At 53.8% G+C, this 17131-nt stretch carries 12 protein-coding genes; 4 read left to right on the top strand and 8 right to left on the bottom strand.

The annotated features are described in order from the left end of the window. Positions 1-47: 47 nt before the first annotated feature. The 6 genes from MKY12_RS21625 to MKY12_RS21600 all read right to left on the bottom strand — a co-directional run bounded on the left by MKY12_RS21625 (position 48) and on the right by MKY12_RS21600 (position 7180). A complete protein-coding gene (locus MKY12_RS21625) occupies positions 48-860 on the bottom strand; it encodes an undecaprenyl-diphosphate phosphatase (RefSeq protein WP_339249965.1) in 813 nt (270 codons plus the stop codon). A gap of 244 nt (positions 861-1104) precedes the next feature. Continuing rightward, a complete protein-coding gene (locus MKY12_RS21620; RefSeq protein ID WP_339249963.1) occupies positions 1105-1698 on the bottom strand; it encodes a DedA family protein in 594 nt (197 codons plus the stop codon). 275 nt (positions 1699-1973) lie between these two features. Then, positions 1974-4013 carry a serine hydrolase domain-containing protein gene (locus MKY12_RS21615; RefSeq protein ID WP_339310711.1) on the bottom strand — a complete coding sequence of 680 codons (2040 nt, stop codon included), beginning with the start codon at positions 4011-4013 and terminating at the stop codon, positions 1974-1976. A gap of 319 nt (positions 4014-4332) precedes the next feature. After that, positions 4333-5634 (bottom strand): ATP-binding protein, encoded by a 1302-nt coding sequence (locus tag MKY12_RS21610; protein WP_339310710.1) that lies wholly within the window; start codon positions 5632-5634, stop codon positions 4333-4335. Next, positions 5621-6376, bottom strand: coding sequence for a LytTR family DNA-binding domain-containing protein (locus MKY12_RS21605; protein WP_339310708.1), 756 nt, complete (start codon positions 6374-6376; stop codon positions 5621-5623). Before MKY12_RS21605 ends, MKY12_RS21610 begins: the two co-directional genes overlap by 14 nt. A 276-nt stretch (positions 6377-6652) precedes the next feature. Then, positions 6653-7180 (bottom strand): cupin domain-containing protein, encoded by a 528-nt coding sequence (locus MKY12_RS21600; protein ID WP_339310706.1) that lies wholly within the window; start codon positions 7178-7180, stop codon positions 6653-6655. Between the two features lie 558 nt (positions 7181-7738). On the opposite strand from MKY12_RS21600, the gene MKY12_RS21595 reads away from it, so the two are divergent. Continuing rightward, a complete protein-coding gene (locus MKY12_RS21595; RefSeq protein WP_339249953.1) occupies positions 7739-8920 on the top strand; it encodes a hypothetical protein in 1182 nt (393 codons plus the stop codon). 284 nt (positions 8921-9204) lie between these two features. Here MKY12_RS21595 and MKY12_RS21590 read toward each other — a convergent pair whose 3' ends face one another. Together MKY12_RS21590 and MKY12_RS21585 are read right to left on the bottom strand one after the other, a co-directional pair. Then, positions 9205-10338 (bottom strand): response regulator, encoded by a 1134-nt coding sequence (locus MKY12_RS21590; protein ID WP_339249951.1) that lies wholly within the window; start codon positions 10336-10338, stop codon positions 9205-9207. Between the two features lie 42 nt (positions 10339-10380). After that, the gene (locus MKY12_RS21585) at positions 10381-13503 is read right to left on the bottom strand and encodes an ATP-binding protein (protein WP_339310704.1); all 3123 of its coding nucleotides are present in this window, start codon (positions 13501-13503) and stop codon (positions 10381-10383) included. Positions 13504-13937: 434 nt separating this feature from the next. On the opposite strand from MKY12_RS21585, the gene rfbH reads away from it, so the two are divergent. The 3 genes from rfbH to rfbG are packed head-to-tail and all read left to right on the top strand — an operon-like array spanning position 13938 to position 17121. After that, positions 13938-15266, top strand: coding sequence for a lipopolysaccharide biosynthesis protein RfbH (gene rfbH, locus MKY12_RS21580; protein WP_339310703.1), 1329 nt, complete (start codon positions 13938-13940; stop codon positions 15264-15266). Further along, positions 15263-16039, top strand: coding sequence for a glucose-1-phosphate cytidylyltransferase (gene rfbF / locus MKY12_RS21575; protein WP_339249945.1), 777 nt, complete (start codon positions 15263-15265; stop codon positions 16037-16039). The genes rfbH and rfbF overlap by 4 nt, the downstream gene beginning before the upstream one ends. After that, on the top strand, positions 16021-17121 hold the full coding sequence (gene rfbG / locus MKY12_RS21570) for a CDP-glucose 4,6-dehydratase (protein ID WP_339249943.1): 1101 nt from the start codon (positions 16021-16023) through the stop codon (positions 17119-17121). Before rfbF ends, rfbG begins: the two co-directional genes overlap by 19 nt. Positions 17122-17131 lie beyond the last annotated feature (10 nt).

Below are 17131 nucleotides of genomic sequence, written 5' to 3'. Positions count from 1 at the left end.
GAAAGGAGGTACCTTTCCAGCTCCTTCCTCTCCCCGACCTGTTTCTGTTACAGGAAGATCAGCAGCAGCGTGCCCACTACGAAGCAGTAGTACGAGAAGTAAATCAGATTCCCCTTAGCCATAATGCCGATGAACCAGCGCATGGCATAGTAGGTGGCGACCAGCGTGGTGAGGAAGGCGATCAGGTAAGGCATCGCCAGCGCGGCGCGGTTAGGGTCATGCACGATATCGGATGCGCCCATGATTAGCCCCCCGATGCTGATCGGGATGTAGAGCATGAACGAGAACTTCAAGGCGGTCTCCTGCTTCATGCCGACGGCAATGGAGGCAATCACAGTAGAACCGGAACGGCTGATGCCGGGAATCAGTGCTACCGCCTGAGCCAGCCCAACGATGATCGCGTCTCTTACGGTGAGGTTGCCGTCTCTTTTCTGGCCGCGCAGGTTGCGGATCAGCCAGAGGGCTACCCCGGTAATAAGTAGGCTGATGGATACGGTATGTACAGAGGTGAAGACGCGTTCGATCGTATCCTTGAAGAACACGGCAGCAACGGCTGCGGGAATCGTCCCGATCACAATGTAGATGCAGAACATGAACTCTGACCGGTACTTGGGTTCACGCGTTTGCAGGTAACGGAAGAACCCTATGATCAAGTCTTTGATATCTTTACGGAAAATAAAGCAGATAGCGATCAATGAGGCCGTATTCGTCAAAATTTCAAAAGAGAGTCCATTCTGCTTCATACCGAGCAGACGTTGTACGATGATCAAGTGCCCGCTGGAAGAGACAGGGATTGGCTCCGTCACTCCCTGTACAAGGCCTAGCAGCAGGTATTTCAGCCAATCGAACACAGATTCCATAATTTCCTCCTAAAGTTGAAGCGCTATATTAAAATGTACTTAAGTTTTAGACTGGAAGCGTAATCGTCACTGCGGTGAACATTTGGACTTCCGGCCGCTGTTGTCAGCAGATTTCTTGATTTAATCCGCTCTTCGGCGGTTGAAATCCGCTGACAAAGGCGGACGCTACCGCTCCTACAGTTCCAAATTTCCCCTCCGCTTCTTCGCTTGCCGTTAATGTCATAAGTACATCTTAATTATCCAATTAAGCCTGCCGTCTCCGGTACCGCTTGGAAAAGACGTACAGCCCGAAGCCGAGCAGGAACAGGGTTGCCGCCGGAAGAATGTAAGGCTTGACGATTTCGTCCACATGCTCCCATTGTGAGCCCAGCTTGTAGCCCAGATAGACATAGATCGAAGTGATCGGAAGCATGGCAAGGAAAGTGTACAGACTGAATTTGAACACATTCATCTTGGCAATCCCGCAAGGGATGGAGATCAGTGTTCTCACACCGGGGATGAAGCGCCCGTAGAAGGCTACACCGCTGCCGTATTTATCAAAGAAACGGTCGGAGGCCTCCAGATGATGCGGACGGATGAAAAAATACTTCCCGTACTTAGCAATCGCAGGTCTGCCCCCGAACCGGCCCAGCGCGTACAATGTCAGCGGACCGAAGGTGCCTCCAACAGTCCCGGCCAGAATCGTAAGAATGAGCTTCATGTCCCCCAGATACACCCAATAGCCGGCAAGCGGCAGCACGATTTCGGCAGGTACGAATTCAAACGACAAGGCGATAACGATGCCTGCATACGACAAATCTTTGAAAAAGAGTATAAATTCCGTGATCCATTCTGTCATGCATTTCTCTCCCTTCTCAAACAAAAAGCCCCCTAATTAAAGGGGGCAGTCTCATCAACTGTCAGCACCCTCTCATCTTTGCAAGGCATCCGGGATGCCTCTAGTGCTGTGCCCGTTCTGCTTATAGCATGCCGGTCACAGCGGTATCATCGGGCGAAGCCCTCCACCGAACTCTGGATAAGAGTATTATTCAATTTGATAACATTAAAACACACCTATATACCATTAAGCAAGTTTGGGAGAAGGGAGAAATTTTGGATGAAAATATGAAAGCGTTATTTCAGCTCAATCTTAAACACATCGCCCGCCTGCCCGCCGAAGACGGCCATTCCGCCCTGCGGCAACCGGACTGAAGGGTCTTTGCTCACTCTGGAGTGGCTTACGATCATCCCGTCGGCATCATATACAACGAATCCGCCGCTTGGAGGAGCTGTCACGGTCATGGTTTTGCCGGCAGCTTTCTTGTCAATCTTGAACCATACGCTCTGGCCGCCCGCAGGAACGGTGCTGGTTGAGGCCGGGCCTCCGTAGATCGGCTTCACCGCATCGCCGCTGATATACGCATTGCCGTCGATGGTTAGATATTCTGCACCGTTCTGCTTGGAGAAGGTCAGATCGAAGGCGTCTCTGCCGTTCATGACCGGGATTTCAGCCGCATTGACGGCGGTGTTCTCGTCCACAATCTGCGTCCCGGTGGCGTAGCCTTGTTCAACTTCAATAGTCTTCGTCAAGATGGAAGGGGAGAGGTAGAAGAAGGAATTGATTTTCTCATCTACAGCGTAGTAATGCTTCCCGTCCCTCTGCGCCCAGGCCTGCTTCGTAGAAGCATTCAGCGGATTTGCGTCCAGCTTCTGATACTCGTAAGTAACCATCAGCATTTGACCGACACCGGGGATAGTCAAGTGGGTGTTTAGCTTCAGATAAGTCTTGCCGTTCTTCTGCTGATCGAAGCTCACGGCTGCACTGCCGTCCGGGCTTGTGAACTGTCCCTTGCCGGTATAAATATACTTCTGCGCTGGAATGAGTCCGCCCTCCAGCTCAGGCAGGTTGAGTGCTCCGTCCTTAATGGCTATGGCAGTGGTTGCGCCGACAGTCCCGTATAATCCAGAATAGGCTTCCAACTCGGCAGGCATAGCCGCTTTGACTGGAGGAGTGAAGGTGGCGTCCGGCAGGATCTTCTTAATCTTCCCGGTGTCCTTCAGGTAGGCCAACAGCACATTCGAGGCGAAAATGGTGTTATAGATTGAGCTTCCGCCTGACGAGAGCACCGCGATGGATATATCGGATTCCGGCAGGGTAATCAGGTCAGCGTGATACATGATGGTATCTCCGCCTTTGGATAAGGCCTTGATACCGTAATCACCGAACGGTGCCAGATCTACGGCATCCCAGCCCAGGCCATAATTGAAGCTGTTTCTCTCTTCAGGCACCCAGAGCCCGTTCTTGTATTCGGGCTGCTGCATCGCTGTAGCGGAGGCTTTCGACAGAACATCCGGGTGCTTGCCGTTCAGCATCTCGGCGAATGTGGTCAGATCTTCGGCTGTGGAATAGAGGCCGCCTGCTCCGAGGATATTGGCGTTCTCGCTGGGCAATGCCTGCGTTAGTCCAGGGAAGTAGGTTTTGGCAAGCTGCTGCCGGTTAAAGGTATCCAGCGGCGTTTTGGTAGAGCTTAACTTCAGCGGGCTGCTCATATGCTGGTCCAGGAACTCTGTATAGCTGCTGCCGGTTACCTGCTCAATCATCAGCTCCAGCAGTTGAAAGCCGTCATTGCAGTATACGGAATAGGCTCCCGGATCGGATTTTAGCCGTTCGGACTGAAGACTGGTCAGCAGGCCATCATGATTCTGTGTATCGCTATCGTCCATCAGAATGCTGTTCCCGTAGTGGCTGCCGTACAGGCCTGAGGAATGGTTCATTAACATGCGCGGCGTGATCTTCTTGTAGCGCTCATCGGCCATCTTGAACTGCGGCAGATACGTAGTCAGCGGCTGATCGATGTCAATCACCTTATCTTCGGCAAGCATCATTGTGGCTGCGGAGACATGCATTTTGCTGACAGAGCCGATGCCGAACATGGTATCCTTCGTGACGGGAGTCCCGGCTGCCTTATCGGACAGACCGAAGCCGCCGGACACCGTAATTTTACCTTGATCCCTGATAGCATACTGCATGCCGCTTACCCCGTAGTCGGATACGATCTTCGAGCCCAGCAGGCGGGCCGTTTCCTGCACTGGGCTCTCCTTCTCCTGCGCAGACGCCTGGGCTGCGGGGATCACCAGCATGGCCGTCAGTACGACTGAAGTTAACTTGTTCATCTTGAACTCCTCCTCTTGTGTCTCTTAGATAATCTTCCTGAAGTTATCATACAGGCAGAAGAGAGGAGCGTGGCCCGAATAACCCTGAAACGTTAATAACGATCCCTTAACGTAGAAATTTAGATTAAAAGGCACAAAAAACGGTAACAAAAAGTGAAAGAAGCGGAGGGGAAATTTGGAACTGAAGGAGCGGTAGCGACCGCCTTTGTATTTGGATTTCTACCGCTAAGAGCGGTCCAATCAGGAAATCAAAATACAACAGCGGCCGGAAGTCCAAATGTTCACCGCAGTGACGGCGAAACTTAATGTTTAGTGCATTTTATAAAGAAGCTTCGCGCGTGAAGGGGAGGACCACCATATTGTTGAATTCCCGATGCCCGGCTTCAATTGTCATATTCCCGCCGTACTTCTCGCAGATTCTGGAGATATTGGTCAGGCCGATGCCGTGGTATTCAGGGTCCGGCTTCCGGCTCTGCAAGGGGGCAGTCTCCGGGACGGTATGATTCATAATGCGGATGAACAGCGCGGATTCACTGGAGTGCATCTGGATCAGAATGTAGCGGTCCTCGGCGAGCCGTACTTTTTTGGAGGCTTCAATGGCATTGTCCAGCATGTTGCCCAGCACGACGCACAGGTCATAACGGTCGATGTGAAGCTCACCGGGCAGCAGCTTAAGCCGGGTATCAATGCGGATGCCGTTCGCTTGTCCGATATTCAGCGTGTTCGTGACCAGCGCATCCACCGCCAGATGGCCGGTGTTGACCCGCTGGTAGGCATCCTCCACTTTATTCAGCGTAAGCTTGATATGTTCGAGAGCCGCAGCCGGATCATCCCGCCGGATACACTCTTCAATGTAGAGGAACTGCTGATGGGTGTCGTGGATAATTCTTTTGATCGACTTGAAGCTGTGGACCGTCTTCTCATAGTTGGCGTCCTGATAGTTCATCTGGTGCTGGAGCTGGGCGTTCTCATGCATGAACTGGAACTTGTCGGTAATGGTATCGAAGATATAGACGATCATCACATTCAGGAACAGGAAGCCGAGAATCGCAATGAAATAATAGATATCCTTCTTCGAGTCTTCGGTGAGGACATTGATCTGATAGGTGCTGATGAGCGGGACGAGCAGGAACATCACATAATACCGGTAGGGCAGGGAGACGCTTCGCCGCTTGGAGATCAGCCGGATGATCTGAATCACCGGGAACATAATAATGCAGCTAAGGATCAGCCCCTTGATGAAGGCCGGCCGGTCAATCCCCGCACCCGAGTTCATGCTGGTATAGTCCACCGAATCTATCATTGAGAAAATATACAGCGAGATAAAGCTGACCACTGTCATCAGCACAGCGTAGAGCAGGGAAAAGATCGCCTGGGTCTTCACCTCCACCTTATAGGCTTGCGCCATACTGAAGATCATCAGCAAAGCTACGCCGGAGGAGAATAGAGGGGACAGCGGGGTGACCAGGTAGAGGAAGCAGAGTACCCCGTAGATCAGGAAGTATATGATCCGGTTGGGCTTCCTGGCAGCTTTGTCAAATACCGAGGCGAAGAAGAACTGGGTCTGAAAACACATCACCAGCAGCACACAGACGATAAGGGTCAGATTATAGTGAGTCATACGAGCTACCCTTCATGATCATGAATTTGGTGTAGAAGTCCTTAACCTCTTTGATTTTGGACCGGCCGATGGGGAACTCCTGCCCGCCCGACATCAGCACGGAGCCGCCCGCGAACTTGTGGACATGCAGCAGGTTGATAATAATCGAACGGTGGATATGCAGAAAATGGCTGTCCCGTAAGGCTGAAGCGTATTCAGCAATAATTCCTCTAGTCTCATAGATTCCCGTGGTGGTAATCACATGCAGTTTGCTCTTGACCGTTAGACTCTTGGCCGCCTCAATCCCGATAATATCATCATGCCGCAAGACGACTTCCTCATAACCGGACTTGATGACCATGAATTTCTTATCCTGGGCCTGGAAGTAATCACACAGCTTAAGGATCTTCTCCTCCAGGAGCTGCGGGGCGACCGGCTTGATCAGATACTGGAAGGTAATCACGTCGAAGCTCTCCACCATATATTCTGGATAGCTGGTCAGAAATATGATCTGTTCGTCAAAATGCTTCTGGCTTCTCAAGCGGCGCGCCGCCATAATCCCGTTCATGCCGCCCATCTCCACATCCAGAATCAGGATATGGAAGGGGGCTCCGCCCCGTTCATAGTGGGAGATTAGGTCTTCTCCCGAAGAAAACAGCTCGATTTCAAATTCGGTATCCGTCTTGACGGATAACCCGACCAGAATCTTCTTCACCCGCTCCCGCTGCTGTTCTTCATCCTCACATATCGCTACCCGATACATCCAAAGGCCCCCTTTCACTTCCGGCTCAATGCCTAAGCAGATATTTGTACACAACATTATATAGTATTGTCCAGGGAATGAGCAGATCAGGGGGCCAAACGCATAAGTTAATCCCTGGACTGCAAAAGCGAATCCTTGGTTTGGAGAAGGATGAACGTGTTTGCTTGGATGGACGTTACGCAAATGGAACGTTGTTCCAATCACTGTGAACGCTTCGCTTTTACGCGGGTTGTTCCGCCCGCTTCGCTGTTTAAGCGTATGCCCCAGGAACGGTTGTCACTTCCACAGCCGCAGCAGCGGCCCCGCCTCGCCATAGACAGGATCACGCTCCGGCAGCGGGACTTCGCGGATCTCGGGGAGCGCTGCAGCGAAGTCATCCGGGCCCGCCTGGCGGGTGTTATAGTCCATGCCCCCGGGATATGCGCCTGCAATACGGAAGTCCGGCGTGGCCGTGAGCTTCTTGTGTGCCGTCCCGGCAGGCAGCACCACAACGTCACCGGCTTCCACGTTGGCTGTGTATCCGGCATCTCCGCCAAGCTGGAGCTTGGCACTGCCGGAGATCACCCCCAGCACCTCATGCGCGTTGCTGTGATAGTGGTGGTAGGGGAAGACGCCATTCACCCAGCTATTCAGCCAGCCGTTGTTATTGAAGACCTGTTCGGTGTCTTCCGGGTGGTCCCGGAGAACCCCTTTATACAGCACAGCAGGAAGCTGAGGATTATTAGGCAGCAGTCCATCCGGCTCGAAGCTGAGCTTAATTATAGATTCGTCCTGCTCCCGGCCTGTAGAGTTATGTTCTGGCATAGCGGATCATCTCCTACGTGAATTTTGGTATATGTATATAGAATTACCCTAAGGTTGGTAGTGTATCTCGTGAAAATACATTTCGTTAAAAGGTGAGAACCCCAGGTATTGCTGGCAGTTTAATTGTAACGTAATACAGCTAGTTGAACATTTGGCGGCACTAGTAGACCTGCATTTGTAGCGAAAAAACAGGGATAAATGTATTCTGTGCAACTAAAAACGGTGAAACGGAAGGCCTCCCTCTTCTAATTGTAGTCTATACAACTAAATTTGCCCGAAAGGGCGAAAATCCAGGTATAGAGGCCTTTTAGTTGTACGAAATACAGCTAAACGGAGATTTGGCGGCATATCAGACGATTTAGTTGTATGAATTACAATTAAGCGTACCTATACTGCTTGCACCATAATTTGGGTATGGCATATCCTCAGCCTGCGATTGGTGAAATTATAATTGCAATTAATATAGCGGGGCTATTTTCTACCTGCTTGTAAAAGGGTAATTGATGGCATACAGTGTAACATAGCTGTTATAGATGGTTGCGAAAGGGAGGGGTTATAGTGAGAATTACCCGTAAAATAAGTACCCTGCTGGTTGCCGCGTTGCTGCTGCCTGCCATCCTGTTGCTGCCGGGGGCAGAGGCTGCTCCGGCACAGGCGAAGGCTGCGCCCGCCGGGACGGTTGCCGCTGCCGCTTCAGTCGCCCAGAGTCCGGCTACGAACGGGCTGGTGCCGCTGACCGGCGCGATCAACGGAAATCTGCCGATTCATATGTCCATTAAGGTGGAGAGCGGCGGCAAGCTGACCGGCAGTTATTATTATGACAAATATAAACAGACGATCAGGCTCACCGGCAATGTCAACGGCAAAATCGCCCATATGTATGAGTATGACGCCAAAGGCAAGGAGACCGGCCATTTCCAGGGCTGGTGGATTCCCGGCACCGGCTTCGCCGGGGTATGGAGTAGCCCCGACGGAACCCGCCAGCTGCCGGTAGAGGCGCTCTCGGCCACAGCCACAACCAGTCTCAAGGCTCCTGCAGCTGCTGATTGGAGCGGAGAATGGTATATGGCAAGTAATTCGCCCTTCTACGGCTCTTATGTGGAATTCAGCAATGTGAAGAGCGATAAGCTGGTTTTCTCTATGGATGCCTACGAAGGTGCCCATTCCGGTCAACTGGAGAACGAAACGGCAGTGGTCCGCAAACGGATGGCCGTCTATAAGGAAGAGGACGGTTCGGTGGTCTTCTTCTATCTGCTGAACGGCAAGCTGTACGTAACCAGTCCTTCGCCGGTGTATTCTGCCGGGGCTAATGTGACCTACACCGGCGAATATACAAGAGATCCGAACGAGAAGGTCTACACGCTGAAGGACACCGGCGTCTTCAAGACGGCAGCGGAGGACAAAGCCTTCCGTAAGCTGGTAGGGGAAGATTATGATCTGTTCCTGTACAGTATGCAACTGCTGGATGAGCCGAAGGATCTGGATGGTAAGGGGTCAAGAGTGGTGCAGGGCGGCGTGAGAGGGCTGTTCACCCTTACGGAAGCCATCATCATGTATGACAAGCAGGGCCATTACTGGGCAGCCGTACTCGACTCGGATGAAGGCGACGAACTGGAAGACATCGCTGACCCCTATGTCCGGTTCTATACGAATGTTCCCGGCACCAGCAAGCTGCCGAAGACGATTGTGAAATGGATGGAGCCTTTTTCTGATTACGAGGTGGTATACATGAATTTCTAAACCTCGCGCAGGGGCGTTTTAAGATCTCCCTAACGGGTACAATGAAAGAGTGAGGGTCCGCCTGACATGGGTAGCTACTGCACGAGAACCTGTGTACACCGGTTATGTCAGCGGATTCACATGTCCCGCCTCTTTTCACTGAAAGGATAGGACAGCGCGCATGCGCAGGTCCTGCCGCTATAATGGAAGCTGCGGGTGCAACAAGAAACGGTATGCCTAACCCCTGACCGGGGGGCGGCATACCGTTTTTATATGGAATCTGTAATTCATTGCCGGGCTCAGGATCAGGTATATAGCCGCTTCCAGTTCGCATACCAGCGCTCGACCTTGGCGGACGGAGTGAGCTTCAGGTCCCGCCAGAGAAAGCTGCGGAGCTTCTCATACTGTTCCTGTACGAAGCTTAGCTCGCCCAGCCGGTTGTAGAAGTCCATGAGCGCCAGATAGCCTGGTTCATGGTAGGGATGCATCTCGACAATCCGCTGATAGGTGCTGACGGCCTTGGTGATATTATCCTTAGCGGTATAATAGTCGCCCAGCTCGGTGGCGTGCTGCAGGGAGAGGTTGCGCAGCCGCTGGCGCTCGCTCTCGGCCCACAGATAATCATAATCCCCCAGGTAATCGCCGGTATAGAGTTTCAGTAGCTCCTCATGCTCAGCGGCGTTATAATCATCCACCGGGTCCAGGGAGACGACACCTTCCTCCCACAGCACCGCATCAATCTGCGCGTCGCCGCTCTCCAGCATATACCCCTCGCCTACGCTCGCATTGCTGATCACAAGGCCGATGTCGGCCCGTTTCAGCGATTGCCTGATCTGGTAGATGGCCGTATACAGATGAGTGGAGGCACGTTTGAATGATGCCTCGGGCCAGAGCAGCTCGACCAGCTTGTCCTTGACGACAATCCGGTCATGATGATACAGCAGGAAGGCGAACAGTTCCTGGGCTTTGGAGGTCCGCCAGCGGAAATCCCGGATAGGAACACCTCCCCGTTCGAACTGGATGGCATTGAAGCAGCGGATCAGCAGCGAGTCCGGCTTGTCCGTGTGAAGCTGGTTGATCTTCCGGCTCCTGATTCGCTGGAGGGTCCGGCTCAGCCGTTCCCTGGAGACCGGCTTGAGCAGATAATCCTGCGCGCTGACCTCGAAGGCTTCCAGCGCGAAGCTGTTATGGGCGGAGACGAATACAATGGCTGAGCCGGGACAGCTCTCCTCCAGCTGCTTCGCAGCCTCCATGCCGTTCAGCCCCGGCATATCAATATCAAGAAAGATAATATCTGCCTCCCAGCCGGCCGCTTCGCTCATAGCCAGCTGGGGGTTGGTATAGGTTGCCGTTACAATGGTCGATCCCAGCGCCCTGAGCGTCGATTCCAGCTGAATCAGGGCGAGTCGTTCATCATCGATCAGCACTACCCTAAGCATTGTAGCACCTCCTTGTACAGGATATAGCGGATGGAGAATGGTTCACTCGATACGCCGGAGCGGAATCATAAAGGAGACGGTGGTTCCAAAGCCGGGACGGCTCTGAATGGACAAGCCTTGCCCATAGCGTTCAATCAGCCTCCGGTTCGTATTCCATATCCCGATACCGGAGCTCTTGTCTTTATGCTTCATCAGCAGGCGGTTAATGTGCGCCTGCTCCATGCCTCTGCCATTGTCTTGCACCGCAAGCCGGACATGCTCCTCCTCCTCTTCAATGCGGATAGTAAGTAGGCCTCCCTCTATAAGACTGAGCAGCCCGTGACGGACAGCATTCTCTACCAGCGGTTGCAAGATCAGCGGGGGAACCCGCAGCAGTCCGGTATAATTCCGTTCCCACTTGACCTCCAGCCGTTCGCCGAACCGCACCTTCTCGATATATAAATAGGCCTCCACTAACGATAGCTCCTGCTTCAAATGAATCAGTGTACCGGTATTCATCAGGTCGAAGCTTGAGCGCAGGTAGGAGGAGAAGGCTTCAATCAGCTGCTGCATCTGGCAGAGATCAATGGTACTGAGCGTGGCGATGGAGTTCAGGGCATTGAAAAGGAAATGAGGGCGGATCTGCGCCTGGAGGTAAGCCATCTCCAGCCGCAGGCTGTGAGCGACGGTCTGCTTCAGCCGCGCCAGCCCGGTAACCCGGTATTTCAATTCCAGGCTGTCTACCGGCTTAGTCACATAATCATTAGCCCCCTGCTGAAATCCGTAGTAGATCTCCTCACGCATAGCACGTGCCGTCAGCAGCAGCACCGGTAACTCTGACACCGGATAACGCTCCCTTACCCGGCGGGTAAGCTCATAGCCGGACATGCCGGGCATCATCACATCGGTAATCAGCAGATCCCATGATTCCTCCTCCAGCCGAATCAGGGCTTCCTCCCCGCTTAACACAGAGGTCAACTGATAGATATCCTCATGCAAAATGGTCGCGAGCACCCGGAGATTAACCGGGTCATCGTCAACAGCCAGTATCTTCAGTTCGGCTCCCTCCGTATCCAAGCCGGAGGGGGACGGAGGCACTCCCGCAAGGAATGGCTCTTCGTCCTTATTGCGCACATGGACACTCCGGCCGGTGTATGCAGCGCCCGGCGCTTCCACTGCTTCCATCCTGCCGAACTGCTCATCCGTGAAAAAGGCTTCGTCAGCCAGCTGCAGGGTGAAGCGGAAGACCGAGCCTTCCCCAAGCCTGGACTCCACGGTCAGCCTTCCCCCGTGCAGCTCCACCAGCTGCCGGGTAATGCCGAGGCCCAGACCCAGGCCACCACGGTCCTGTCCGCCTGCCTGTTCATAAGGAAGGAAGATACGCGCGAGCGCTTCTTCCTCCATCCCCGCACCTGTGTCAGCCACGCTGATCAGCAGCTTCCCGTCCGCTTCTTCGGCAGTCACAAGGATACTTCCCTGCTCGGTCCATTTCACGGCATTATGTATCAGGTTGAAGAGAATCTGGATCAGCCGCTTCTCATCGGCCCATACACGCGGCAGCGATGCGGATACGCTTACATGAAGCGTCAGGTTCTTGCCGTCCGTTAAGTAACGGAGCATATCCGCAGCCCCGGCTGCGATGGTATGGACGGACAGCGGGGCAGGATGAAGGACCATCCGGTTCTCCCGCAACAGGGTGAGATCGAGCAGATCATCCAACAGCTGGGACATTTGCCGCCCGATGCGTACCAGTAGCTCCAGGTCTCCGGCTTCTTCATCCGGGGAGGCTGCCCGCTTCTTGTCGTATTCCGACTGGGCAATGCTCATCATGCCGTGCAGCGGTGTCCTCAGCTCATGCGAGGTATTCATCAGGAACCGGTCCTTCTGCTTGTCCGCTTGCAGCAGCTGTTCATAGAGCTGCCTGTTCTCATTGGACCGCCGGATATACTGTTTCAGGGCATAGGCAGAGAATCCAGCGATAGCAGCCAGAATATCTATGGAGTAGAACGGCAGATTCTTCCGGTAACTATTCACCGTGGTTCCCCAGATCACCCCGGATACAATCGAAGAGCCGATGAAGGTAAGGAACCCGACGTCTTTTTTTTGCTTATAGACCATAATTCCGAATAGCACAAACATCCAGCAGGGGGGGATCATATACAGGAGGCTGAAATAAATAGTGGCATTGGACAGAACGATATGAATCGGAAGGAAGCAAAGGCAAAGTGTATAGAGCAGAAGAAGCAAGCTGTACACCTTGAAGGCCCGGCTGACTGCCTGGGCACTGTAGAATTTGTAGGTAAGCAGCAGCATGAAAAAGACCATCCATACATAAGACAGCAGCTTGACCTTGATTCCCCAAGTATAGTTCAGCGGCAGCACAAGGAACAGCAGGACGTCATTATCCGCTGCGATGGAGACGGCTATGATGATCAGCATAAGCGCAAATAAGAGCAGAGACGGGTGTTCTTTGTCAAGCAGGTACAGAATACAGACATACAGCGCGTGCAGAAGAAGGATGATGATCGTAGCTAACTGAAAAGAGGTAGAGTACCAGCGCTCCTTCTGAACCATAGACTGGGCGCCGAAACGGATGGAATAGGAAATGCCTGCCTTCTCCCCATGCTCATAATTGGCAGTCTGGATCAGGACAAGCATGTCCTTCGTCCCTTCCGGGGGGAGGTAGTGAACGGCATAGGGAACGGCCATGGGATAGTACAGCTCCTTGCGCGCTGCGGATTGACCCATAGCCTGAAGGGGGCGGCCGTTAATCTCGATCCGGGAAGAAGCCTGGATCTGCTGGACCCAGAAGCTGTAGGGCTCATCCAGCGGCTGATCGACCAGAATATGCAGGGCATAGGTACCATAGCCCAGGGAGGAACCGGACATGGCCCCCTTCCAGTTGCCGGGTACCTGAACAGGGACAGCATCTCCGGCAGTGCCGGAGCGGATATCACTTTCGCTTACCAGACGGTTAGGATAGAAGTCCCATGTCCCGTCAAGGGCAAGCGAATGGGCATGCTTGAAGGTCCAGCCCCGTAAATCAAGTACGCCCGCCGCCGCGCCGGGCTGCTCCGGCAACGCAAAGATCTGCTGCCATGCCCGTTGCATACCCAATAGCAGAGTCATATATATCACGATTAATGTCAGATGCTTCATGTAATATTTGGAATTTTTATTCATCATTCAGTAAGAATTCGACAAACCAGAGTCAGAACCTCTAAAAAAATTAAATAAATTCTGTGACGATTCGAAGGGACTTCTGTGAATGATCCTGGCGGCTAGTGTCAGAATCAGACTCGTTCTTTTGTCCTGCTTTCCAGGCGGGCCAATAGTGCTGTTTGCACAGCCCTTTCGCATAGTGTCTTCTGTTGCAGTTGTCCATAGTGCATTTTCTTTCATTGATGGCTCTGAGTCTTCCCATGTATGCATCCCTCCATAACGGTTCGTTTCAAGTCAAGCCCCATTATAGTGAACCCCCATAGACAAGAACTGAACAAAAATGGAATTTAAATTCCATTGAATTCTTAATCGTATTTAACCTCCGGTCTGCATATAAATGATGTACCAAGTCCGACAAAACCACTAAATGAAAACCATTAGTTAAAGGAGGGGAGCTTTTGCCCACAGAAGCTGCAACCTTACGTGAGCAAATTCTGAAGCTGACAGGAGAATATTACGACATTCGTTGGCCCGGCCGGTCCTTCGTACCTGGACGCGATTACGTGCCGGTAAGCGGCAAGGTGTTCGATGGCGAAGAATTGATGAGTCTGGTGGATGCTTCACTTGATTTCCACCTGACAGCGGGCAGATATACTGGCGAGTTCGAGCGCAGGTTCTCCCAGATTATGGAGAGAAAGCATACCCTGCTGGTTAACTCGGGTTCGAGTGCGAATCTGCTTGCTGTCGCAGCACTTACCTCGCCGCTGCTCGGCGAACGCCGGCTGCGTCCGGGCGATGAGGTGATCACCGTTGCCGCCGGATTTCCGACCACGGTCAATCCGCTGATACAGCATGGACTTATTCCAGTATTCGTCGATGTGGAGCTGCCCACCTACAATATAAATACAGCTCAGCTGGACGCCGCGCTCAGCCCCCGTACCAAAGCGGTCATGCTGGCGCACACACTGGGCAATCCCTTCGATCTGGCCAGTGTTAAGGCATTCACGGACCGGCATGGACTGTGGCTGATTGAGGATACCTGCGATGCTGTCGGATCACTGTATGAAGGCCGGCCGGCAGGTTCCTTCGGCGATCTGGCCACGGTCAGCTTCTTCCCTGCCCATCATTTGACCATGGGCGAGGGCGGTGCGGTACTCACCTCCGGTGCCAGGCTCAAAAAAATTGTCGAATCGCTCCGTGACTGGGGCAGGGACTGCTGGTGCCAGCCGGGAACCGACAATACCTGCGGCAAGCGGTTTGACTGGACTAAGGGAGACCTGCCAGCCGGATACGACCACAAATATACGTATAGCCACATTGGCTACAATCTGAAGGCTACCGATATGCAGGCTGCCATCGGAGTCTCCCAACTGGAGAAGCTCGAAGGGTTCCATGCTGCACGCAGACGTAACTTTGACTATCTGAAGGCGGCGCTGGAGCCTGCGGAGGAATGGCTTATTCTTCCACAGGCGACGCCGCGCAGTGATCCGAGCTGGTTCGGATTCCCGCTGACCGTGAGGGAGGATGCGCCCCTCACGCGCAATGAAATCGTGCGCAGGCTGGAGAAGGCGCGGGTTGGCACCCGGCTCTTGTTCGCCGGGAATCTGCTCAAGCAGCCTGCCTACTCCGGTGTGGCGCACCGTGTCGCCGCGCCGCTCATTCAGACGGACAGGATCATGAACGATACGTTCTGGGTGGGAATCTATCCGGGACTTTCGACAGAGATGCTGGATTATACTGCCGAGGTATTGCTGGGCTTGCTGAAAGGTAAGGAGGTAACAAGATGAAGGTAGTCATTCTGGCCGGGGGCTACGGGACCCGGATCAGTGAAGAGACCGATGTGAAGCCCAAGCCGATGATTGAGATCGGCGACAAGCCGCTGCTGGTGCATATTATGGAGAATTATGCTGCTTACGGCTTCGATGATTTTGTCATTTGCCTGGGATATTTGGGGCATGTCATTAAACAATATTTCTCCGACTTCTATCTCCAGAGCTCGGATATTTCTTTCGATTTCGGTAATGGCAACCAGATCACCCGCCATAACCGTCAGCTGCGAAACTGGAAGGTAACGCTCGCGGACACAGGCAAAGAAGCGATGACTGGCGGAAGAATCCGGCAAGTCCAGAAATACATCGGAAATGAACCGTTCATGCTGACCTATGGGGATGGTGTTGCGGATATTAATATACAGCAGTTACTGGATTTCCATCGCTCTCACGGGAAGTTGGCGACTGTGACTGCTGTTCAGCCGTCGGGGCGTTTCGGTGCGCTGGACCTAGCAGAGGATACCAAGGTAACCGGATTCGTAGAGAAGCCCAAAGGGGACGAAGGCTGGGTGAACGGCGGCTTCTTCGTACTAGAGCCCGAGGTATTCTCTCTAATCGAAAGTGACAGCACCGTCTGGGAGCAGGAGCCGCTCCGGGAGCTGGCAGCGCGGGATGAGCTAAGGGCTTACAAGCATAATGGGTTCTGGCAGCCGATGGATACACTCCGCGACAAGCGTTATCTGGAGGAGCTGTGGCGGGAGGGAGGACTCCCGTGGATGAGAACGAACTGACAGCGGCGAGATTCTGGAAGGGGCGGCGTGTCTTCGTAACCGGACACACCGGCTTCAAGGGAAGCTGGCTCACCCGGTGGCTGACGATGCTGGGCGCAAGCGTCAGCGGTTATGCCTGGGACCGGGATGAGTATAAGCTCTTCCCGCTGATCGGAGCTGCGCCTGAGGTCCATACGGTCTGGGGGGATGTTCGGAACCGGCAGCGCCTGGATGCAGCGCTGCGGGAAGCGGCCCCGGAGGTGGTATTCCATCTGGCTGCCCAGCCGCTGGTCCGCACCTCTTACCAGTTCCCGGCCGATACCTTCGAGGTGAATGTGATGGGAACAGTGAATCTGCTGGAGGCGGTCGCAAGCTCGGTTGATTCCGGGATCCCTGTCAAAGCAGTCGTTAACGTTACGACGGATAAGTGCTATGACAACCGTGAATGGATCTGGGGTTACCGCGAGACCGATCCGCTGGGCGGCTATGACCCTTACTCTTCCAGCAAGGCGTGTTCCGAGCTGGTGACGCAGGCTTATCGCAACAGCTACTTCCAACCGGCGCGTTATGCCGAGCATGGCGTGGCTGTCGCTACCGCCAGGGCGGGGAATGTCATCGGGGGCGGCGATGATTCCCAGGACCGGCTGGTGCCGGACTGCCTGCGGTCATTCGCCGCTGGCTTGAGGCCGCTGTTGCGCAGCCCGGCGGCGACGCGACCCTGGCAGCATGTGCTTGAGCCGCTTAGCGGCTATTTGCTGCTGGCTGAGAAGCTGGTGCAGGAGGGGGCGGAGTATGCTGCCGCCTGGAATTTCGGCCCTGAGGAGCAGAGCGTTCACAGTGTCGAGAAGGTGGCCGTCCGGCTCGCAGCGCTCTGGGGAGAGGGAGCGGGTATTGATATCGCCGGTATCTCCGGGCTGCATGAGGCTGGTGAACTGCAGCTTGACAGCACCAAGGCCCGCCGCCTGCTGGGCTGGCGCTCCCGCTGGAGTGTTGAGCAGGCTCTGCAGAAGACGGTGGAATGGCAGAGAGCGCTGGATGCAGGGCAGGATATGCGGAACATCAGCGAGCAGCAGATTCGCGAATATATGACACAGAACCTATAGGAGGGCACTA

Origin of the sequence: Paenibacillus sp. FSL M7-0896 (genome assembly GCF_037975415.1) — a bacterium.
Taxonomy (GTDB): Bacteria; Bacillota; Bacilli; order Paenibacillales; family Paenibacillaceae; genus Paenibacillus_AQ; species Paenibacillus_AQ silagei.
The sequence above is the reverse complement of the archived record's forward strand: the minus strand, read 5'-3'. Positions and strand labels throughout refer to the sequence as shown.